At 40.7% G+C, this 21028-nt stretch carries 17 protein-coding genes; 7 read left to right on the plus strand and 10 right to left on the minus strand.

Annotated elements, in window-relative coordinates; genetic code table 11:
* Positions 1 to 160: 160 nt before the first annotated feature.
* A complete protein-coding gene (locus B0G52_RS22155; RefSeq protein ID WP_094047571.1) occupies positions 161 to 1093 on the plus strand; it encodes an NAD-dependent epimerase/dehydratase family protein in 933 nt (310 codons plus the stop codon).
* On the opposite strand, the gene B0G52_RS22160 is transcribed toward B0G52_RS22155, so the two are convergent.
* From B0G52_RS22160 to B0G52_RS36685, 6 genes are all read right to left on the minus strand, one after another.
* On the minus strand, positions 1065 to 2435 hold the full coding sequence (locus tag B0G52_RS22160; protein WP_094047572.1) for a sugar transferase: 1371 nt from the start codon (positions 2433 to 2435) through the stop codon (positions 1065 to 1067). The two genes, B0G52_RS22155 and B0G52_RS22160, sit on opposite strands and share 29 nt — an antisense overlap.
* Before the next feature lie 70 nt (positions 2436 to 2505).
* On the minus strand, positions 2506 to 3252 hold the full coding sequence (locus B0G52_RS22165) for an acyltransferase (RefSeq protein ID WP_094047573.1): 747 nt from the start codon (positions 3250 to 3252) through the stop codon (positions 2506 to 2508).
* 18 nt (positions 3253 to 3270) lie between these two features.
* Positions 3271 to 4422 (minus strand): glycosyltransferase family 4 protein, encoded by a 1152-nt coding sequence (locus B0G52_RS22170; RefSeq protein ID WP_158223822.1) that lies wholly within the window; start codon positions 4420 to 4422, stop codon positions 3271 to 3273.
* 126 nt (positions 4423 to 4548) lie between these two features.
* Positions 4549 to 5916 carry a hypothetical protein gene (locus B0G52_RS22175; protein ID WP_094047575.1) on the minus strand — a complete coding sequence of 456 codons (1368 nt, stop codon included), beginning with the start codon at positions 5914 to 5916 and terminating at the stop codon, positions 4549 to 4551.
* A 38-nt stretch (positions 5917 to 5954) separates the two neighbouring features.
* On the minus strand, positions 5955 to 6701 hold the full coding sequence (locus B0G52_RS22180; RefSeq protein ID WP_094047576.1) for an ABC transporter ATP-binding protein: 747 nt from the start codon (positions 6699 to 6701) through the stop codon (positions 5955 to 5957).
* A 4-nt stretch (positions 6702 to 6705) separates the two neighbouring features.
* Positions 6706 to 7455, minus strand: a complete 750-nt coding sequence (locus tag B0G52_RS36685) for an ABC transporter permease (RefSeq protein ID WP_094047577.1) — start codon at positions 7453 to 7455, stop codon at positions 6706 to 6708.
* A 315-nt stretch (positions 7456 to 7770) separates the two neighbouring features.
* Here B0G52_RS36685 and B0G52_RS22190 point away from each other — a divergent pair, with 315 nt between their 5' ends.
* The 5 genes from B0G52_RS22190 to B0G52_RS22210 are packed head-to-tail and all read left to right on the plus strand — an operon-like array spanning position 7771 to position 13572.
* The gene (locus B0G52_RS22190) at positions 7771 to 9042 is read left to right on the plus strand and encodes a hypothetical protein (protein WP_094047578.1); all 1272 of its coding nucleotides are present in this window, start codon (positions 7771 to 7773) and stop codon (positions 9040 to 9042) included.
* A 23-nt stretch (positions 9043 to 9065) separates the two neighbouring features.
* Positions 9066 to 9950: an NAD-dependent epimerase/dehydratase family protein gene (locus tag B0G52_RS22195; protein WP_198960703.1), complete on the plus strand. Its 885-nt coding sequence runs from the start codon at positions 9066 to 9068 to the stop codon at positions 9948 to 9950.
* 54 nt (positions 9951 to 10004) lie between these two features.
* On the plus strand, positions 10005 to 11921 hold the full coding sequence (gene asnB, locus B0G52_RS22200; protein ID WP_158223824.1) for an asparagine synthase (glutamine-hydrolyzing): 1917 nt from the start codon (positions 10005 to 10007) through the stop codon (positions 11919 to 11921).
* Between the two features lie 24 nt (positions 11922 to 11945).
* Positions 11946 to 12545 carry an adenylyl-sulfate kinase gene (cysC, locus tag B0G52_RS22205; protein WP_094047581.1) on the plus strand — a complete coding sequence of 200 codons (600 nt, stop codon included), beginning with the start codon at positions 11946 to 11948 and terminating at the stop codon, positions 12543 to 12545.
* Positions 12546 to 12594: 49 nt separating this feature from the next.
* Complete coding sequence (locus B0G52_RS22210; protein WP_094047582.1) at positions 12595 to 13572, plus strand: sulfotransferase domain-containing protein; 978 nt, start codon at positions 12595 to 12597, stop codon at positions 13570 to 13572.
* A gap of 199 nt (positions 13573 to 13771) precedes the next feature.
* On the opposite strand, the gene wecB is transcribed toward B0G52_RS22210, so the two are convergent.
* From wecB to B0G52_RS22230, 4 genes are read right to left on the minus strand one after another with little or no spacing between them, the layout of a single operon-like run.
* Positions 13772 to 14839, minus strand: coding sequence for a non-hydrolyzing UDP-N-acetylglucosamine 2-epimerase (gene wecB, locus B0G52_RS22215; RefSeq protein WP_094047583.1), 1068 nt, complete (start codon positions 14837 to 14839; stop codon positions 13772 to 13774).
* A gap of 12 nt (positions 14840 to 14851) precedes the next feature.
* Complete coding sequence (locus tag B0G52_RS22220; RefSeq protein ID WP_198960706.1) at positions 14852 to 16168, minus strand: nucleotide sugar dehydrogenase; 1317 nt, start codon at positions 16166 to 16168, stop codon at positions 14852 to 14854.
* A gap of 29 nt (positions 16169 to 16197) precedes the next feature.
* Positions 16198 to 17313 carry a DegT/DnrJ/EryC1/StrS family aminotransferase gene (locus B0G52_RS22225; protein WP_094047645.1) on the minus strand — a complete coding sequence of 372 codons (1116 nt, stop codon included), beginning with the start codon at positions 17311 to 17313 and terminating at the stop codon, positions 16198 to 16200.
* Positions 17314 to 17353: 40 nt separating this feature from the next.
* On the minus strand, positions 17354 to 18352 hold the full coding sequence (locus B0G52_RS22230; protein ID WP_094047585.1) for a Gfo/Idh/MocA family protein: 999 nt from the start codon (positions 18350 to 18352) through the stop codon (positions 17354 to 17356).
* A gap of 192 nt (positions 18353 to 18544) precedes the next feature.
* On the opposite strand from B0G52_RS22230, the gene B0G52_RS22235 reads away from it, so the two are divergent.
* Positions 18545 to 21013, plus strand: a complete 2469-nt coding sequence (locus B0G52_RS22235; RefSeq protein ID WP_094047586.1) for an O-antigen ligase family protein — start codon at positions 18545 to 18547, stop codon at positions 21011 to 21013.
* Positions 21014 to 21028: the final 15 nt, after the last annotated feature.

Genomic DNA, 21028 nt, shown 5'->3' on the forward strand with positions numbered 1-21028 from the left:
TCCCGTTTCGACAAGTTCTATCAGATTGTACGTGTTATTCTACTATTAGTTGCGATAGAAGGAAGATTCAGCTTTAGAAGCATCGCCCTTCATCGTGAATTATTCACTTGTTTGGTATAATACTAGCATGCTTAATTGCCAAACTGGAAGGATCGATCTTATGAACGTGCTGGTTATTGGCGGTGCAGGCTTCATTGCCTCAAACTTAGTGGATGCGTTGCTGCAAGAAGGATACAACCTTGCGGTTATTGACAACCTCTCTACCGGAGCTCGCCGCTCACTTAGTTCATCGGTAAAATTCTATAACTTAAATATTCTCGATAATACGTTAGAACGAGCGTTTCAGGAATTTCGTCCCCAAATCGTTTTTCATTATGCAGCACAAGTTGATGTTCAGACGTCGATAACGAATCCAAGCCTTGATGCTGAAGCAAACATTATCGGAACCTTGCGAGTCCTTCAATGTTGTACCGACTATGGGGTAAGAAAATTGATTTATGCTTCTACGGCCGCAGTCTATGGGACGCCGAAAAATCTACCGCTTACCGAGGAACATCCTAATAACCCAATTTCTTTCTACGGATTATCCAAACTCGTTCCGGAAAAATACATTGAACTTTTTTCCGAACAATATGGCCTTGAATACACCATTCTTCGCTTTTCAAACGCCTACGGTATAAGGCAAAGCTCGAAAGGTGAAGGAGGTGTCGTCTCCGCCTTTCTAAGCCGATTGCTGAGAGGTGAAAATGTAGTTATTTATGGTGACGGCAACCACTCTCGGGATTTTATTTATGTAAAAGATATCGTGAGCGCCAATCTCCAAGCCATCACCTTAGGGACGAACCGAGTTTATAACATTAGCTGTAGTCGCCAAACGTCAATTAATCAACTTTTAGAAACCATGTGTGAGTTAACCGGACGTCCGTTTCAACCAACTTATTGTCCCGCAAGAACTGGGGATATTGTCCACAGCCGAATGGACAACTATAAAGCTCGTCACGAATTAGGCTGGGAACCCAAGTACAGCCTCGAACATGGGCTAGAAGAGATGATTAATTACTACTTTAAGAATCGATCCGAATTGCAGATTTAGCATTGGAATGATCCGATTTAGGACTATGTCCCTCAGCCTTGGTGCGGTCCATCACTACAGATAGCGTTCGAATCATGATTACGATGTCCATCCATAGAGAATAGTTTCGGATATAGTATAGGTCGAACACCAGCTTATCTTGTACATTGGTCGTGTAATTCCCCATAATCTGAGCGTAGCCGGTTATTCCGGGTTTTACCGTATTGCGATATTGATAAGAATCGTATTGTTGGTTTAGCGATTTCGTGAAAAATTCGCGCTCCGGCCTTGGTCCTACGATAGACATTTCGCCTTTCAGCACGTTAACGATCTGCGGAAGCTCATCCAGGCGCCATCTTCGAAGATAACGGCCGATTTTCGTAATTCGGGGATCGTTATGAGTAGCAAGCGTAGGACCGGTGGAACCTTCCGCATCCTGTACCATAGATCTGAATTTAATAATAGTAAACTCCTTATTGTTTTGCCCGATTCTCGTTTGCTTATAGAATACGCTGCCTTTTGGGCTGTCGATTTTAATCAGGATCATGGTAAACAGCATAGCGGGCGATAGCACGATTAATCCTATTACCGACAATACGATATCGAGAGCGCGTTTTATGATTCTTTCGTCGATTGTAAGGCCGAAGGGTCTAACCGCCATAACCATCGAATCATGCACCGAAGTTATCGTCGATTTGGTCAGTAACAAATCATAAAGAGAGGGCACTACATAAATCGTTTTATTTCTCTTCATAGCGTGATACAAAATGAGCGACTTGAGCTCCTGATCCATGTTAGAACTCAACATAATATTGTCATGGGATTCGATAAGTTGAAATATTCTATTTATTTCCGTATTAGGGTGAATATGGGAGATTTTGGTTCTGAGCGCGGCAATCTTGATTTGCGAGATAAGCTTTCCCGCCTCTTCCTCTTCGGCTACGAGTAAAGTCTTAACCGTCTCATTCCTATGCCCGAGAAAAACGAAAAAAGCTTTCCACGTGCTCAAGAAAATAAGAGTAAGAAAATAAGCGATCAAAATAACCGATCGTGGCAACGCGAACTCTCGAAACAAGAAGGAAATAGACATGGTCAAGAATGCAAGCAAAGTCATAGAAACGAATAAGCTGCGCATCATATCCCAGATCGTCTTCCGGTTAATCGAGTAGAGCTCATTAATGGATAGAAAAAAAAGACCCAGCAGCGCGATCCAAGGCATAAGCGACTGAAAAGAATCCCAGTTGCGTTGCGGGATATCATCGTAACGCAAGACGAAGGCTACTAAATAAGCCAATAAAATGAGCAAAACATCAACGATTAGCAATAGCGACTTGAACGTTTTCTTTGCTTGAATATTAGGCATATCCTACAATCTCCCGACTTAAAGCTGATGCCCTCATTGTATCATAATTTGTCGATAGACGAGAAAACAGCTATTCAGACTCTGACAGTTGTTGCTCAGGATCTACCGCTCGGAGTTCCCTTGCCGGATTACCGACATAGATGATTCCCGATTTCAGAGTTTTTCTGGCAACGCTCCCCGCTCCGACAACGGCTTCCGGCTCAACAACCACTCCCGGCAGCAAGGTGGCATTCGCCGCTACTCGACCGCCTCTTCTAATCGTGCACCCCTTAAATTCAGCAAAACGCTTTTCCGTACGCCCGATAAAATTATCATTGCTTGTTACAACCCCAGGAGCTACGAATACATAGTCTTCTATAGTAGAAAACGCGGTAATGTAGGCATTTGTTTCAATTTTACAGTATGCCCCTACCGTTGATTCATTCTCTACTGCCACGTTTCGGCCTATGATTGTTTGTTTTCCGATAGATACATTTTCTCTGACCGTTGCGAGATCGGCCACGAACACTTCGTCTTCCAGTTTCGACTGGGCATAGATTACCGCGTTGGTTCCAATGGTAACCCTTGCTCCGATAACCGCAGGCTCGTAATGCTTTTGCTCTTTCATGATCGATCTTGCTGCACGCATCGGCTTCTTGCCGATGACGACGTTGTCGTGAATGATGCTGCCCTCTCCGATTGCCGTGTCTGCATAGATGATAACGTTGTGGCCGATCGTAACATTGTTTTCGATACGGACCCCCGCTTCGACGATGCAATTGTAACCGAAAGTCACATTCTCGCCTATAAATGTATCGGGATGAATGTAATTCGCCATTGATATCATTCACTCCTATTATTTTTTATGCACTAGGGTTTGTAACATCGCTGCGAGGCTTTCCGTTTGCGCCTTGCGTGAGAAGTGCATTCTCACGTACTCGGAGCTTTTTTGCTTCGGCGGCTTATCGTTCGTGATGCTGCGAATCACCGTTGCCAAGAAAGCTTCTCCTGGCTCTTTCATATTGCCATATCTACCGTATCCGTGCCTAACAAGAAACCGCCCTACTTCGCCTGCAACCGTGGAAATAATCGGCTTGTCTTGCAGCATATAGTCGAACAATTTGTTCGGTAACGCCCCTTCAAACAGAGGAATATCTTTTAAACAAATAATATAGGCGTCAGCGATGGATAAATACGTCTGGACTTCAGATTTCGGGACCGCAGGGAGAAAAACAACTTGATGTAAATGTTGCTGTTTGGACAATTCTATTAACCTTGCCTTCTCGACCCCCTCGCCCATCAGGACGAGTTTGAGGCTGCTCTCATTTTGAAGGCACTTCATGGCTTCGAGCAGTTGCCCCAGATCATTAGCAGGCCCATGAGCTCCAGCATACATCATGATCTTGTCGGCAGGCCCGAAACCTAGTTTCTCTCGAAGCGCACGCCTATCCGCGCATTGTCGTCCCTCGGTCTCCAAATCAATGCCGTTTGGAACAAACGCAACTTTTTCCCGCGGAACGCCTCGTTCGACTAGCTTCTCCACAATTCCTTCGGTGAGTCCGATCACGTTGTCGGAGTGACGATATAGAAATCTTTCCATCCACTTGAGCATGCCGACTATAAGCTTCTTGTTGTCGCCAGCGATATGGACCAAGGAGTCCGGCCACAAATCCCTCACTTCCAAGACAAATCTCGCTCCCCGGCATCTGGCAATCATCCACGAAGCAAAGGCAGCGAATAAAGGCGGAGATGAACCGATAATTACATCCGGTTTCTTCCTTCGAAATACCCCTTTGAAAAATAAGGTGACTGCATACAGCATCATGTTTAAGATTCGAGCGGCACCATTGTCTCTGTAAGCTTTGCTCGCCAACCATACCATCTGAAAGCCTTCCAGCGTTTCTTCGTAGGTTTTGAACCGCTTTTCAAAACGGAACGTTTTGTTGTGGTGTATGAAGTTGCTGCCCCATAACGTGACATCGAAATAAGGAGACATGTACTTAGCCAATTCGTAATGCCTCGTACTGGCTGGATATTCGGGAGTTACGGTATATTGATTGATGATCCAAACCTCAGGTTTCATCGTTGTGTACCCGTTGGTTAACATTATTATAAGTTGGATGATCGTTTATTTTCACTTAAAAACAACCTTCTTTAGCCGCATCTTAATTTTATAGGGCAGCTTCGACCAAAGTATCCTTATTAAGGAATATCGCTTTGGAATAAGAAATGCATGCGGATTTTTTACATAAAAAAACGGAAACTTCTTATTAAATTCTTTAGGGTCAGGCTCTGAATTACGATGTGTTTGTAAAGCCGCAGAAACCTCTGTAATCCCTTTAGTCACTTCACTCTCAACATAATTATCCTTAACAAATTCCATATTATGAAAAAAGTGCTCTTCAATTATCTCATCAAAATTCTTTATAAAGCTCTTATAGCTATTGCTAGGATTAAGCGCGACTTCTGCGTACGCATTTGCAATGATTTCAGCTAACCGCTCATCGTCCTTTAAACATGCAATGACTTGATCCATATTGCTGTGATCTTTCTCTAACGGAATATAATGGCGCCAGGGAGTCAATAATCCCGAGTAGTCCCCTTTGTACAATACGCATGCAGTACGTAGGGAGATAGCTTCAAGTACTCTTGGAGAGATCTGCGATAAATCGTAAACGTCCTCTATGTTTTCAAAGAACTTCTTTTTGAGTTGTTCATAGTGATGCTCTTCATTTTTTTTGACTGCCTTCTTAGTCAAAGCGACATAAGTTTCTACTCTAGCTGAAACTTCGCCCGTAAAATCAAATATACTCGCTCCGCTCTCCACACCCAATACGGCTTTCGAATTTCGAATTAGTTCAATCCATTGGGATCCATATAAGCGATCATTCTCATCCGAACTGATATTAGTTCTAAGCCCGTATTTTTTCGCCTCGTCATTAAATCGCTCGCCAATGATCCACTTTTCACGCCCCATTCGTCCGTGCCAAGCCGGATATTTTCTGCCGCGGTAGCTAATGTCAAATTTCCGTTTGGAAAGCCTTCTTGGAGGATAGATAAGCAAGTCTTCGTTAATGTATCCTGTCAAAACTTGAATTTTCTTTAGCTTTGGCAATAGGTTGGTTGGGTAGACATCTTCTATATGCTTTTCTGGTACACAGGTAAAAAGAATATCCGCTTCAATTTGATTTAGGGAATCTATCGTTCTTTGGATTGAGCGGTACTCATCCTGAATAAATACAGCTTTGATTCCTTTATATTTCTTCAACCGATATCTGGTCTTTTGGGAAGCGTATGCATCCCCGGATAGAAAAATGGAATAATGGACGATAACCGCGTCAAATTGATCCAACTCCAATTCTTCGTCGAGATTTCCGCCATTTTTAACCATATTTGTGTATACAAAAATGTTGTGCATTGAAAAATTGTAAAATGCGTTAATATGATCTGATACCATTGCAGCATTATATGGATCATAATTACAAAGCAAAAGGATGTTCATAGTACACCACGCTTATAGTTAATGATTGCATGCTTAATCTAAAGGACATGCTTATTCCGATCATAATAATCAATCGCCTCATCGATGTTGCCTTCATATACGATTTTTCCTTTGCTGAACACCAAACCCTTATGGCAAAAGTCCTTTAGAACAAAGTACGCATGGGAAGCTAGAAAAAGCATTTTTGTTTGGCCTACTTTATTCAGCATTCTTTGTTTTGCCTTCTCCAAAAAATGGTTATCCCCTACTCCGATGATTTCATCAATCAGCATGATATCCGTATCAATCGAAGTCGCAATGCAGAATGCTAATCGGACCCGCATTCCCGCTGAATAAGTCCTGAGCGGTCGGTATAATGCCTCGCCCAATTCCGTAAATTGCTCTACATCTTTAACCACATGACTTATCTCTTTTTGCTTAAACCCCAGCACAGAACTAGCAATCCGAATGTTTTCATACCCACTGGCCTCATCATCCATGCCAAGATAAAGATCAAATAAGGTCGATGTATTTCCCTCTTTGTATATGTTCCCCCTCGTAGGCAAATAAACTCCCGCCAGCATTTTTAGAAACGTTGTTTTTCCTGCGCCGTTCGAACCAATAAGGCCAATTCTTTCACCATCGTGGAAACTCGCATTAATGGGGCTCAACGCTTCGAAAGTTAACTTGGATTGTTTTTGCTTTTCCGAGTTGAATCTAGAAACAATCCATGAGCGTAAGTTTCCGGATTCCATTAACCCGACTGGAAAATCAATGCCGGCATTCTCAAGTGTAATACTTGCCATAAGATCACAACCAATACATAAAGTTTCGTAGTTTTCTTGAAGAAATATAGGCCAGGAGTGCGATAAACACAAAAAAAGCAAATGAAATCGTGTACGATTCGATAGACGGTATTTGACCTAGCAGGGGAGACCTTATTAAGTCAACAAGATGTGAAAATAGATTCCACTCAGCTAAGAAATCCCTCGATTCAAGAACTTTTTTATTCCATACGATTGGGGTTATCAAGAAAAGAATGTTGATTAACGATGTTATGACCTGCACAATGTCTCTGAATCTAGCGCAAATCAAAGATAAAAAGATGCCTAGCGCGATAACAATTGCACAATTAAAAATAATGCCAAGAATAGTCGGAAAAATTAATACATCTTGAAGCCGACCAAAATAAAGCAGGCATAGAATTAAAACAATCATATTATGGAAGAATATAATCACATGACGCGATAAAATACGCATATTAATCAAAAAAATGGGTATTGGCTTGGACAGTAACAGAAACTTATTAGAGATTAAGCCATTACAAGATTCCATAATGACCCCACTTATAAAGTACCATGCAACTATACCGGCGGCAATATAAGGAATAAATTCATTAATTTCCACTTTAAATATTGTGCTATAGATCACACCCATCATTGCAATCGACAAAAAAGTCGTTGCAACAAGCCAAAATGGGCCAAGTACAGTTCTCCTATATCGCCCCTTAATATCAATCCAACCCAAGTAGATCCACTGGAGAATCGAGTATAATGACATAATGAATAGAGCCCACCTTTTTGAATATCTTGAATCTGGGAAGAAGGATCGTCAGTCGCCCTTCATATTAATCTTATTCCGGTAATCTATCAAGCAATTACACCTAATAGTTAAAGGCTGTATTTAGTTTACGATAGACTAAGGGCAACGGAAAGCCTATAACCAATGATTTACTATGAATATTCTTTTACAAACATGTTTAATTGACATGTACTGCTAATAACGGGTAGAATCAATACGTTATACTATTAATAATGTTATACTATCAATAATGTAACTCTATATAGTAAATATAGGTAGCTAGGGGATGAACCATTGTCCTACAACATATTAATTATTTACCGTAGTTTACATTATCCTGTTCGCAACTCGATTAATGAACACTTGTATTCTTTTGAGAATTATACCAACCACCAAATCTATTACCTAAACGCATTGTTTGTATTAAAGATCCCTTGGTACTTAAAAAAAGTCAAATTCGATTTAATTATCTTCCATACAACTTTTCTTGGTGCCAGATGGAATTCACGGCGTTTTGAGAAACTAATGAGCAAATTGGTCTTTTTTAGTAAGTCTAGTGCGATAAAGGCTATCCTACCTCAGGATGAATTCGTATACACGGACTGCCTAAATGTTCTGATCAATCGTTTCAGTATCGATTTCATATTCACCGTCTCTCCTGTGTCCGAATGGAAAAAAATCTACAATAATGTAGATTTTGAAAACGTAAAGATTGAACAAGTGCTTACTGGATATATTGACGACAAGACCGTCGATAAGGTTCATACTTTACAAAAGAAGATTCAAGAGAGAGAAGTCGATATCGGTTACAGGGCCTGGAGGGCACCCCCTTGGCTGGGTAAACATGGATTAACTAAAGTTAAGATTGGCGAAGTTTTCAAGCAAGTTTGCGATTCAAACGGACTTCACTCCGACATATCCAATGAGGAAAAGGACACAATTTACGGGGATAAGTGGTTAGAATTTTTATTAAAATGTAGGTTTACGATAGGTGTAGAAGGTGGAGCCAGTATCTTGGATCCTACTGGCGACATCAGAAAGAAGACTGAAGATTTTTTATTGAAAAACCCGAATGCAAGTTATTCGGAGTTAGAGGCGCATTGCTTCCCAGGTCTCGATGGAAATTTGAATTTATTTGCAATCTCGCCTAGACATTTGGAAGCATGTTTAACGAAGACATGTCAAGTGCTTCTTGAAGGTCACTACAATGATATCCTTAAACCAGGTTTACATTTCGTTGAATTAAAAAGAGATTATAGCAATTTAGAAGAAGTTATAGGCATAATTAAAAATGGCAAGAAACGAAATGAAATCACTGAAAGAGCCTATTCCGACATTGTTCTAAGCGGCAAATACACATACAAGAGATTTGCTAATGAGATTGTTTGCAAGTGTCTGCATAACTCCATTTCGCTGCAGCATCAAGACGATCGTACTCGATCTTTTGTTGATAAAATGGGAAAAACATGTAACACTATCTCAGAGTACCTAATAAGAAAAATTGGAAGACCCCTATATTACTTGTGGCAGTTTTATAAAGCTTACATAAATATAGTACGGGCATAAATTAATTTCGGAGGGAATTTATTATGAAAATTTTGGCAATCGGTTCGGAAGGTAATATCGGGAAAGAATTAGTAAAACACCTTCGCAAACAAAACCATCATGTAATTGAGTGTGATATTATTCCGGGCTGGAGAACAGATTATTACCAAGCGGATATTAATATTGCAATTGATTTGATGGAAGTATTTATGAAAGAAAAACCCGATGTTGTTTATTTATTAGCTGCAATGGTTAGTCGTGTAACTTGCGAAGCTAGCAGCGGTTTAGCTGTAGAGACAAACCTTGTGGGCGTAAATAATGTCATCCAATTATGCAAAAAGTTTGACTCCAAGTTGGTTTATTTCTCAACTTCCGAAGTATATGGCAATATTCAAGGATATTTGGACGAAGATACTACGGTACCTCAACCTAATAATCGATATGGTTTAACGAAATACCTCGGAGAAAAACTAGTGCAATATGAAGCACTGAATAATGGATTAAAAGCGGTAGCTGTACGTCCCTTCATGTTTTACCATGAAGATGAGACGCGAGGAGATCATCGTTCGGCAATGATCCGGTTTATTGAAGGCTTGTCCAATCGCAAACAAATCGAAGTACATGTTGGTAGCGAAAGGGCTTGGTTCCATCTGGATGACGCTGTAAGAGCGCTTGAAAAAGTAATTTATGTTGAACAATTCGAAATTATAAATATCGGGTCGGATGAGTTTGTTAAAACTGAAGACCTAGCAAAATTAGTTGCAACGGAACTGAACGTTAATCTGGAGGAATATGCGAATTTCATAGAATTGCCAAACAAGATGACGCTGATCAAAAGGCCAAAGTTGGATAAGATGAAAAACCTTTTGGGTGTAGTCCCGGAAGTGACTTTGGCAGAGGGAATCAAGCGAGTCCTGTCGAAATTCTAGTCCTCCCATTAAAAGTCAAAGTGACAATTCTGATAAATGAGGTTAAATATAATCATGTGCGGAATTGTTGGGATATACGATATTACCAGAAACCCAATAGACGAAAATAACTTAATTAAAATGAGAGATGTACTGACTCATCGGGGACCGAATGATTCCGGAATATATACGGATCATAATTTTGGATTAGGTTTCAGAAGATTAAGTATTATTGATCTAGAGAACGGCCATCAGCCTATGACAACGGTTGATGGCCGTTATACCATTGCATTTAACGGTGAAATTTATAACCATGTCGAATTAAGACATCGTCTTATTGCAGATGGACATACTTTTATTACGAAATCCGATACTGAAGTATTATTGCAGTTATTTTTACAAAAGGGTTCTGCATGCTTACAAGATCTGAACGGCATGTTTGCCTTTGCAGTTTGGGATTCCAAGACCAAGGAGTTATTTTTTGCAAGGGATCGCATCGGAATTAAACCCTTCTACTATTATTTTGATAACTCTCGTTTTATATTCGCATCCGAGATTAAAGCGATTATTGCCGATGCTTCTATTCCGCGGGAACCTAATTACGAGGCAATTTCGGATTATCTTCATTATATGTACATTCCGGATGAGAAGACTTTCTTTCATGGAATTAATAAACTTCTTCCAGGTCATTTTGGTACTCTTAATCTTCATAAAGGACTTACAATATCGGAATATTGGGACGTCGATTATACAATAAAGAATAAATCGGAAAAGGATTACATTATTGAGTTAAAGAACCTTCTTACGGATTCAATAAGGTTGCAATTACGAAGTGACGTCCAAATTGGCTGTCACTTAAGCGGCGGCTTGGATTCCAGTACAGTGAGCTGCTTGTCATCGAATCAAACAACCAATCACATGATGACGTTCACCGGGAAATTTAATGAGTCAAAATACTTTGATGAAACCAAATATGCTAAGATCGTTGCTAATTTTGCGAGTACGAATTATATCGAGGTTAGCCCGGAAGAAGGATATTATAGAACGGTTTTGCCGAGGTTAATATGGCATATGGACGAGCCTTGTGCCGGACCGGGCATGATACCGCAATTTTTGGTCAGTGAGAAAGCAAGTAACCATGTCCGTGTTATTTTGGGAGGACAAGGTGGAGATGAATTATTCGGGGGTTATAACCGTTATTACGTCTCTTCCGGGCTAAAAAGTCAAAAATTAGCGCCCAAAATCATCTCTAGATTGAGAATACTGCGGAATAACATCAATCAACACGGAATAAAAAGAACGATTCAAAAACTGAGAAATACATTGAAAAATCAAGTTTCAGTCCATTTAACTTTTAATGATATTTGGGCCCAAATCAATACCCGCATCGATCGCACGCACCCCGTAATCTCGAACAAGTTCAAAGAGCGAATCGTCTCCTATGACAGTAAGCAAACTTTCCTTAAGTATATAAATAAAAAGCAGGATCTTAGTACTTTCAATAAGATGCTATATCATGATTTGAAGAGCTATTTGCCAGCTTTGCTGCACGTCGAGGATCGCACTAGTATGGCAGTCTCGCTTGAATCCAGGGTTCCGCTATTGGACCACAGAATTGTCGAGTTAGCCGCAACCATTCCATTGGATATTAAAGTAAAGCATGATGAACCAAAGTATATCTTGAAGAAGGCTGTAAAGGGTATTATCCCCAAAGAGATTATAAGTAGAAAAGATAAAAAAGGTTTTCCTACGCCGATTGAATTTTGGATGAGAAACGATAAAGAACTACTTGAGAACATTTTGCTTGATGAACGTTCAACGAAAAGAGGGCTTTTCAATCCGGAGGAATTAAAAAGATTGATTAATTCAGGTAATCAACCTCTTTTGATATGGATGTTGTTAAATGTAGAATTATGGTTCCGAATTTTTATTGATAGTGATGTTGATTTTACGCCCAGTGACGGTAGTATAATGGAACTTTGCAACTTATAGATTTACGTTTAATGATGGGGTGGTATGGTGAGGTCAACAAATATTTCTTGGCATGAAGGGCAAATAACTAAAAAAAATCGCCAATCCATAAAAGGGCATAAAAGTGCCGTGTTATGGTTCACCGGTTTATCCGGCGCCGGAAAATCTACCTTATCCGTTGCAGTTGAGGCTGCACTCTATCAAAGAGGTATTCACACTTATGTCTTGGATGGAGACAATGTACGTCATGGTATAAACAAAAATCTTGGATTCAGTCCCCAAGATCGTACAGAAAACATCCGCCGAATAGGCGAAGTATCAAAGCTAATGGTTGATGCAGGTTTGATGACATTATCGGCATTCATTTCGCCATATCGAAAAGACCGCGAAATGGTAAGAATCAACTTTGAAGAAAATGAATTTATCGAGATTTACGTAAAATGCAGTATTCATGAGTGTGAAAATCGCGATCCTAAGGGTCTGTATAAAAAAGCCCGCGAGGGAATCATTAAAGAGTTCACAGGGATAAGTGCTCCTTATGAAGAACCTATAAACCCGGAACTGACTATTGAAACGGATAGGTTAACTGTTGAAGAATCAGTAGAAATCATTATCAATTATTTGGAAAGAACGAATATGGTTTAGCCTAATCATTAAGGACAACAAACTCTCAAATCAGGAGTTGGTTTTTTCTATGATACAAAGACTTTTCCACAAACTTGGTTTCACTTTAATTCGTAATGATAAATATAATAGCCTGTTTCTCGAGAAAGAGGAGATTTCAAATGAATTGTACCAGGCCCGCAATAAACTTTCTGAATTAAATACGATTTACGAGTCGATTTCAGCACTTGCCGGAAGTAACTTCCCTATATATATCGGAGCGGATAAAAAAACCTATTTTAACTCCACTCATGTTGAATGGACCGATAAAGTATTAGTTCTTTCGATTCCCAAAGCCGGTACCTACATGATGGGAGAAATCTTAAAACGTTTAAGGTTTGAAGATTCAGGGATCCACGCCGCAAAGTGGGGGTTTGCCGATTTACGATTTGATCATAAAAGCTATATTCTTAAAAACTTGGCGCAAAAAAACAAAGTAATTAATTTGTTGGATTACATCCACTTGGTGAGAAGTGGCGAGTATGTGCTTTCCCACTTGCCTGCTGACCCGGAGGTGTTTTCTATCTCGTCCGGTTTTAAAAATATTTTTCTAATTCGTGATATACGGGATTGTTTTGTATCATTCATGAGATATTCAGCCAAGAATGGTTTCGGATCCGCAATAGAAAAAGACTGGGGCTCATTAGATGACAAGCGTCGGCAGATGGAATTATTCGCAGAGTTTGACGGCAGTATTTTTTTTGACTTATCTAAACCGATGCTCGGGTGGCTTTATGAAAACGATGTATTAACCGTTCGTTATGAAGATATCGTTGGCGATAACGGAGATTTCAAAAAAAAGCAAGCAATCGGGGAAATTGCGAAATTTACTACGGGAAATGGTTCTCTCTTGAATGCTGAGGATATCGAGGCGATTAAATCAACAGAAACCATTACCTCATCGGGCAAAAGAACGGAATGGAAGGCATATTGGAGTGAAAAAGTTGATGAGATTTTTAGAAGTCTAGGTGGACATGACTTAAATCAAACATTGGGCTATCATGATTAAAATTTTAGCTACCTACAAACTTGTTATGAGCCACGATTCTCCATTCGATCGAGCCGTGCCAAACCGAATGATTTATCTGACACTGACTCTCTCACTCCAGCACCGGCTATGAAAAAAACCACTATCATTGTCGGTCCGAATCACCTTCATTGATAGTGGCTGTTGATACTGATTTACCTCAGTAGACATAATTTAATCTTCACCAAAGCGTATGAATATTACTTACTATCTTTTGCGAGGCTCTCCCTTCACCGAATAGATTTGGGATATATGGACGATCAAATTCTTTTGATATGGCATGTGCAAGGTCCGGAGTGTCTGGAGGGAGTAATTGATTCCATCCGCAATTAACCGTTTCAACCCACTCCGTCTCCGTCCTTAATGTATAACACGGAACCTGCAAGAAGTACGCTTCTTTTTGAACGCCTCCCGAATCTGTAATGATTCCTTTCGCATTCTTTTCCAAAAAAATCATTTCTAAATAAGATATAGGCTCTATTACACGAAGATTTGATGATTCCAGAATATCCCCCAAGCCGTATTCGATCATTTTTGCTCTTGTTCGAGGATGAAGCGGAAGGATAACGTCGACGTTCAAAGTTGATAATGCCAACAATATATTCTTCAACACATCCCTGTTGTCCGTATTTTCAGCTCGATGAATCGTCGATAAATAATACTGCTTCGATTTCAATCCAAAATCCTGGACTTTATAGTGTTGTTGCGCCAGTTCGATATTGTAGATCATCGCATCATACATCACATCGCCCACTTGATAAACTCCATCCACAATCCCTTCCTTGGAAAGGTTAGACACCGCGGTATCCGTAGGAGCGAAAAGTAACGTTGATATATGATCCGTCAGAACACGATTGGTTTCTTCTGGCATTTTTTTGTTATAACTTCTAAGTCCGGCTTCCACGTGAATGATTGGAATATGCATCTTAGACGCTGCAAGCGCCCCAGCAAGCGTTGAATTCGTATCGCCATATACTAAGACCGCCTCCGGCTTTTCATCGTTTAGCAGGGATTCGATCTTCTGCAGCATTTGCCCAGTTTGTTTTCCGTGAGTAGCCGAGCCTACGCCCAAATTGTAATCCGGCAATGGGATGTTTAATTGCTGAAAAAAAACATCTGCCATATTCGAATCATAGTGTTGACCTGTATTTATGATTATTTCATGATATTCCTGTCTTAATACTCGTGAGACGGGCGCAACTTTAATAAATTGAGGACGAGCTCCGACTACTGTAACGATTTTCTTCATGTCAATTCCTTTCTACAGACGGAAATAGTTGTCGGTACCAGGTGATAAGTTCTTCATCGCATTTCGTGTGTCTAGAATCTTTTTTGAATTGCGCAATATCGACTCATAATCCACATTGGAGTGATCTGTTGTAATAAGCGTTAGGTCTGCAGAAGCATAATCTTCGAAGACCCTACTTACTGTCTCGTAAACTTTATTGTTATGCTTAAAGCTCTTCACATACGGATCAAAGACAACGAATTCCGCACCTTTGCGCTCAAGAAGTTCTATGATCTTCAGTACGGGGGATTCTCGATAATCATCAATATCCTTCTTATACGCCACCCCAACGATAATTATCTTCGAACCATTTACGGATTTTTTATCCATATTGAGAATATGGCTTACTTTCTCAACCACATACTCCGGCATTGCATTGTTAATTTCCCCAGATAGCTCGATCAGCCTTGTATGGTAATTATATTCGCGTGCTTTCCATGTTAAGTAAAACGGATCGATCGGGATACAATGCCCCCCAAGTCCCGGACCCGGATAAAAAGCCATGAAGCCGTAAGGCTTCGTTTTAGCAGCATCGATTACTTCCCATACATCGATTCCCATCCGGTTACACAGGATCGCCATCTCGTTCGCCAGAGCGATATTGATATGTCGGAACGTGTTCTCGTAGATTTTCTCCATCTCCGCAACGGCAGGGCTTGAAACCTTATGAATGGCGCCTTCAAGCACCGCGCCGTACATTGCCGCTGCGACATCCGTACAGAGCTTTGTAATGCCTCCGACGACTTTAGGCGTATTTTTCGTATTAAAGTGCTTATTACCCGGATCTACGCGTTCAGGAGAGTACGCCAAGAAGAAATCCACACCGCACTTCAGCCCTGAATTCTCGAGGATAGGCTTAACGATCTCTTCAGTGGTTCCCGGATAAGTTGTGCTTTCCAGAACCACGAGCATACCCGGCTTGAGATGCTTCATGATCGCTTCCGTGGACGACTCGACATAGCTCGTATCAGGTTGCTGGTAGCCATCTAACGGCGTTGGTACGCAGATAGCAACTGCGTCTACCTCGTTAATGAAGGAGTAATCCGTCGTCGCCTTCAGCATCTGGTCGTTTATGATCGACTGCAGTTCAGAATCTACCACGTCTCCGATATAGTTAACGCCTTGATTCACCATATCTACCCGACTGGATTGCACGTCGAATCCGACAACTCGGAACCCTGCTTTCGCTTTTTCTACCGCTAGCGGCAGACCCACATAGCCCAGTCCAACTACGCCGATCACTGCCGTTTTGTTCTCTAGCTTCGCCATTAATTGGTTGGCCAAAGAAATGATCCGTTGTTCTTCAGTCGAAACTGCGCTCATGATTTCACCTTCTTATTAAAAAAGTCCCGAACAGTATCTATGACGTATTGCTGCTCTTCCTCAGTCATTTCTGGATATAGAGGCAGCGCCATCGTTCGGTTAGACGCTTCTTCCGCTTCCTTCAGGCTTCCTTCTTCGTAGCCAAGCTCTAAGTAAACATTTTGCCTATGTAGCGGGACCGGATAGTAGATTCCTGAAGCAACCCCGTTTTTCTCCAAATGGCTGATAAGTTCGTTCCGGAATTCGGTTTGAATAATATAAAGGTGATAAACGTGCTTCCGGTCCTCCGCGGCATATGGACATGTGATCGGCAGATCGCGGAAAGCTTCGTTATACTTCAGCGAAAGCTCTTTCCGTTTCGCATTCCACCCATCGAGATACTTTAACTTCACGGAAAGCATGGCTGCTTGCAACGGATCCAGACGGCTGTTGTAGCCGATCATAGAATGATAGTACTTCGGATTGCTTCCATGCGCACGCAGAATCCGCAGCCGACTCATCAATTGTTCATTATTCGTAACAATAATGCCCCCATCGCCGTATCCTCCCAAGTTTTTGGTAGGGAAGAACGAGAAGCAACCGGCAGCGCCCATCGAACCGATCGGACGGCCTTTATACTGTGATCCGATCGCTTGGCAAGCGTCTTCCACGACATGTAGGCTATGCTTGCTCGCTATTGACAGAATCTCATCCATGTTTGCTGGCTGCCCGAAAATATGTACAGGAATAATCGCCTTCGTTTTCGCCGTAATGGCTTGCTCAATCTTCGAAACGTCCAGATTATAAGTTTTCGGATCAATGTCGATGAAGACTGGAGTTGCTCCCATCTGCGAGACCACTTCCGCCGTCGCAAAAAAAGTAAACGGCGTCGTAATAACCTCATCGCCAGGACCGATCCCCAACGCATCCAAAGTAAGCAACAAGGCATCCGTTCCATTCGCAACGCCAATTGCATATTTTGTTCCACAATATTCGGCTATTTCATTTTCAAATCGTTGTACATCGGGACCGAGAATGTAGCTTCCACTGTCCAGCACACCCAATGCAGCAGTGTGAATTTCCGTTTTTATACTTTCGTATTGCTTCTTCAAGTCTATTAATTGAATGTTCATCTCGATCATTTTCTCCTATACAATTTGTGATTGATTTTATCTATATCTTACTTTCAGCAGCTTTCGTAATAGCTAGGACCAATTCAAGAGCGTTCTTTCCGTCTTCTCCACCGACTAGAGGCTCATTATCCTGGCTGATGCAGTTTATCATGTCCTCGATTATGTATGCATGTCCTGACTTTTGTTGCGTTGTCATCGCAGCATTTTTTATTTTACCAATTTGTTCCTCAGACAATCCTTCTACGGATAGATGCTCGAACTCATTTGCATGGACGCCTCTAATTACTGCTGTCCCCTTTTCGCCAAAAATACTGATTGATTCCTCCAAGTTCTTTGGGTAAATTGTGGTCGCAGCCTCGATAACTCCTAGAGCGCCTGACTTAAATGTTGCTATTGCAACAGCGACGTCCTCACATTCAATTTCACGGTATCTTGTCGATGTAAATGCTTTGAGCTGCTCTACTGGCCCCATAAGCCACAGAAGAAGGTCAAGGTTATGAATAGCCTGATTCATAAGTACACCGCCATCCATAGCCCTACTGCCTCTCCAAGGCGCTTGGCTATAATAGGCTTTATCTCTGTTCCAACGAACAGTTGCATTAATATGACTAATTGTTCCGAAAGCGCCACTTTCAAGTAATTTCTTCAGTTCGATTAAAGCAGGTCTGAATCTATTAGGATGAACAACCGCCAGTTTAACATTGTTTGCTCTACAAGCCAAAATAATATCATTTGCATCCTTCTCGTTCAACGCCATAGGTTTTTCAAGAATTACATGTTTGCCTGCTTTTGCCGCCTTTATAGCTAAGGCCGCATGTGTCCCGCTTGGCGTACATATATTTACCACTTGAACATTTGGATCTTGGAGCAGAAGATCATAGTCGTTATATGTTAGTGCACTATGCTTTTCTTTATACGGTACCATGTTTTGTTCAATTTTGTCGCACACAGCGTAAATGCACGCATCTTCAATTTCCGATATTGCCTCGGAATGCTTATTGGCAATAAACCCACAACCTACCAGTGCAAAGTTTACCATTTCTTCCTTCTCTCCGATTGAACATCATCAATCACGTTCTGTAAGACCATTATACTTAACATTATAACATTAATCGACATTTTCTATTAGTCTTACATGCTTAAATCTATTTTAAAGTATTGAATTGTTTTGCCTAATTTCCCTTCTATGATAAACTTAACGTGACTAAATTTCCAATGGGGGATTACTGTAATGGCAAAAGCAAAAAAGAAGTCTACTGAAGGGAACCACCTGTTAAGTCTACCAACTCCTATTCATAAATCAGTGCTTCTCGCCCTTTTTTTTGTTCTTTTGATTTTATCCTTTAAAAAAGGACTATTCAGCGGAGAGCAAGTCTCTTTTGAAGCGCCCATCTACATATGGGGAATATGCATCTCCCTGATCTTCCCTATTGTTGTATGGGGGATCTTCCGAAATAAGAGCTTTTATAAAGAACGTCTTTCAGTTATTCATTTATTTATCTTTTTAACACCTATTGCATACGCATTTGCGCTGGTCACTGCAGCTTCCTCGCATTACTCGTTTTTTGGGTTATTCATTCAAATCGGGTATGCCTGTTGTTTTCTTATCTCTATAACGGTTTCTTCTAGCTCACGTGGCGCACGCTCTTTAATTAGCATTATTTTGGGTATCTCTTATCTCGTAATAATTTTCGGCCTTGCCAATTGGTTTGGAGATGCTTCTTTCGGAGGAATCTTTAACTGGTCGGAGCAGCCTGGTTACATTAGTAACGTTTATAATGATGCTGTATTAAATCAAGGCCAAGATGCTCGCCTTAGCTCCGTCTTTCAATACCCTAACACCTATGCGGCGCTGTTATTAGGAGTGTTATTTATTAACTTAATTATAATGACTTTCAATCGCCATTTCTTAAAACCCGAATTTTTTTCCATCCCCCTAGTTCCTATCATGATTTCATTTATCCTTACCGGTTCTAGAGGCGCATTTGTCATGCTCCCGATTCTATTCATTATCGTTCTAATTCTTATCAAACCGTTGTATCAAATACTACTTATATTATATTTTGCTATTGCTTTTGTAATCTCAGTTCTAATATCAAGTTTTATTTTTAATAAAGGAATTGCGTTACAAGTAGACTTCAATGGAGCACAAGCCTTCTTGGGCTGGACTGTGCTAATTGCTTCTAGCATTGTCTGTGCAGGGCTCTGTATCCTGGTTCGCAAGTATGTACAAGGACATATTCAAAAAAAGTTCCTGAAGTGGGGAGACGGAAAATATTCCTTCTTGTACATTCCAATTGTTGTTCTTTCACTTGGATTAGTCCTTGTTTGTTTGTTGTTTAGCAATGTGGGTTTGCGTCAACTTCTCCCGGATAATATCGAAGCAAAGATTGCCCAAATTAATTTCAATCAGAATAGTGTACTAACTAGAGGTACCTTTTTTGAAGATGCCCTTAGCTTATGGAAAGACTATCCTATAACCGGTGCAGGCGGAGGCGCATGGAAAGCATTGTATGAGGTTTATCAATCTACTCCATATACCAGCCGAGAAGCACATAGTTTTTACCTACAGGTGCTTGTTGAATCGGGTTTGATTGGAATTATATCATTATTCGTAGTTATAGCGTGCGCTTTCTATCATTTCATTCGTTCTTATCGTCGTAAAGCTGAGGAAGACCAAGTTCCTTATTTGGGATTTTTCATTTTAGTTACCGCCCTTTTGCTACACAGTGCTATCGACTTTAACATGAGCTTTATCATTATTGGAACAATTCTTTACCTTGGTCTTGGCGGACTGTTTGCTGGCAACGAACTTCCTCCTTTTAAATTTCAAGAGAATTTAAAGATGAAGAATTATATTTATCCCTTAACTTTACTAGTCGGATCGATCGGTTTTTTCATACTTTCTGTTTTGTACTATACGGGATCGCAACAGTACGCCACTGCCAAAGAAAACGCACTTTCAGGAAAACCATTAAACGAAATTGTATCTCCACTTGATCAAGCGATCTCAAAACAAAAGCATCCTGAATATCTGGACCTTAAATTGCAAGTATACTTGCAACTCTACTCACAAACAGGGAATACTCAATACAAAAGCGATTTTTCTGAAATGCTTGAGAATGGACAAAACCTCGAACCCACGTATAAGCTCTTTACAACTCGTAAGTTTCAACTGCTTATGCTTGACAAGAATTATGATGAAGCAATTAGTTTAATGGAGAATTCATTATTATTAAGACCATGGGATATAACTGCATTTGAGGCATTAGCTAGTGCATACTATCAGTCAGGCCTTGCAAATCTGAACACACCTGAAGATGCCCTGATCAATTGGAACGAAGGATTAAACATTGAAAGTCGGATCCAATCACAGGCTAAAGAATTAGAGAATCTGCCCGATGCTCAAGTTCAGGGAAGAACATTTGGCATTACTCCTGATTTAGCTTTAACGATCGGCCAAATCCATTTTTATCTGGGACACTACGCTCAAGCAGAGGAATACTTAAAAATAAGAATTGATACAAAATTCGACGATAACAATGACTATGAAGCTGCCTTATTTTACTTGGCTACTCTTGCAAAACAATCAAAAGCCGATTCGGATTTATACGACTCCCTATTAAACGCCCAAACAGTCGAGCAATCATTAATCACTAGCAGGCTAGACGATCTAACAGCTCAGAAGGCTATCGAGTAGAATAAGAGCGAGCAG

It is taken from the genome of Cohnella sp. SGD-V74, from assembly GCF_003001675.1.
Classification (GTDB): domain Bacteria; phylum Bacillota; class Bacilli; order Paenibacillales; family Paenibacillaceae; genus Cohnella.

Coding starts and splice junctions, on each gene's coding strand:
- B0G52_RS22155 (WP_094047571.1), top strand. CDS start 161: ATGAACGTGCTGGTTATTGGCGGTGCAGGCTTCATTGCCTCAAACTTA.
- B0G52_RS22160 (WP_094047572.1), bottom strand. CDS start 2,435: ATGCCTAATATTCAAGCAAAGAAAACGTTCAAGTCGCTATTGCTAATC.
- B0G52_RS22165 (WP_094047573.1), bottom strand. CDS start 3,252: ATGGCGAATTACATTCATCCCGATACATTTATAGGCGAGAATGTGACT.
- B0G52_RS22175 (WP_094047575.1), bottom strand. CDS start 5,916: ATGAACATCCTTTTGCTTTGTAATTATGATCCATATAATGCTGCAATG.
- B0G52_RS22180 (WP_094047576.1), bottom strand. CDS start 6,701: ATGGCAAGTATTACACTTGAGAATGCCGGCATTGATTTTCCAGTCGGG.
- B0G52_RS36685 (WP_094047577.1), bottom strand. CDS start 7,455: ATGTCATTATACTCGATTCTCCAGTGGATCTACTTGGGTTGGATTGAT.
- B0G52_RS22195 (WP_198960703.1), top strand. CDS start 9,066: ATGAAAATTTTGGCAATCGGTTCGGAAGGTAATATCGGGAAAGAATTA.
- asnB (WP_158223824.1), top strand. CDS start 10,005: ATGTGCGGAATTGTTGGGATATACGATATTACCAGAAACCCAATAGAC.
- cysC (WP_094047581.1), top strand. CDS start 11,946: ATGGTGAGGTCAACAAATATTTCTTGGCATGAAGGGCAAATAACTAAA.
- B0G52_RS22210 (WP_094047582.1), top strand. CDS start 12,595: ATGATACAAAGACTTTTCCACAAACTTGGTTTCACTTTAATTCGTAAT.
- wecB (WP_094047583.1), bottom strand. CDS start 14,839: ATGAAGAAAATCGTTACAGTAGTCGGAGCTCGTCCTCAATTTATTAAA.
- B0G52_RS22225 (WP_094047645.1), bottom strand. CDS start 17,313: ATGAACATTCAATTAATAGACTTGAAGAAGCAATACGAAAGTATAAAA.
- B0G52_RS22230 (WP_094047585.1), bottom strand. CDS start 18,352: ATGGTAAACTTTGCACTGGTAGGTTGTGGGTTTATTGCCAATAAGCAT.
- B0G52_RS22235 (WP_094047586.1), top strand. CDS start 18,545: ATGGCAAAAGCAAAAAAGAAGTCTACTGAAGGGAACCACCTGTTAAGT.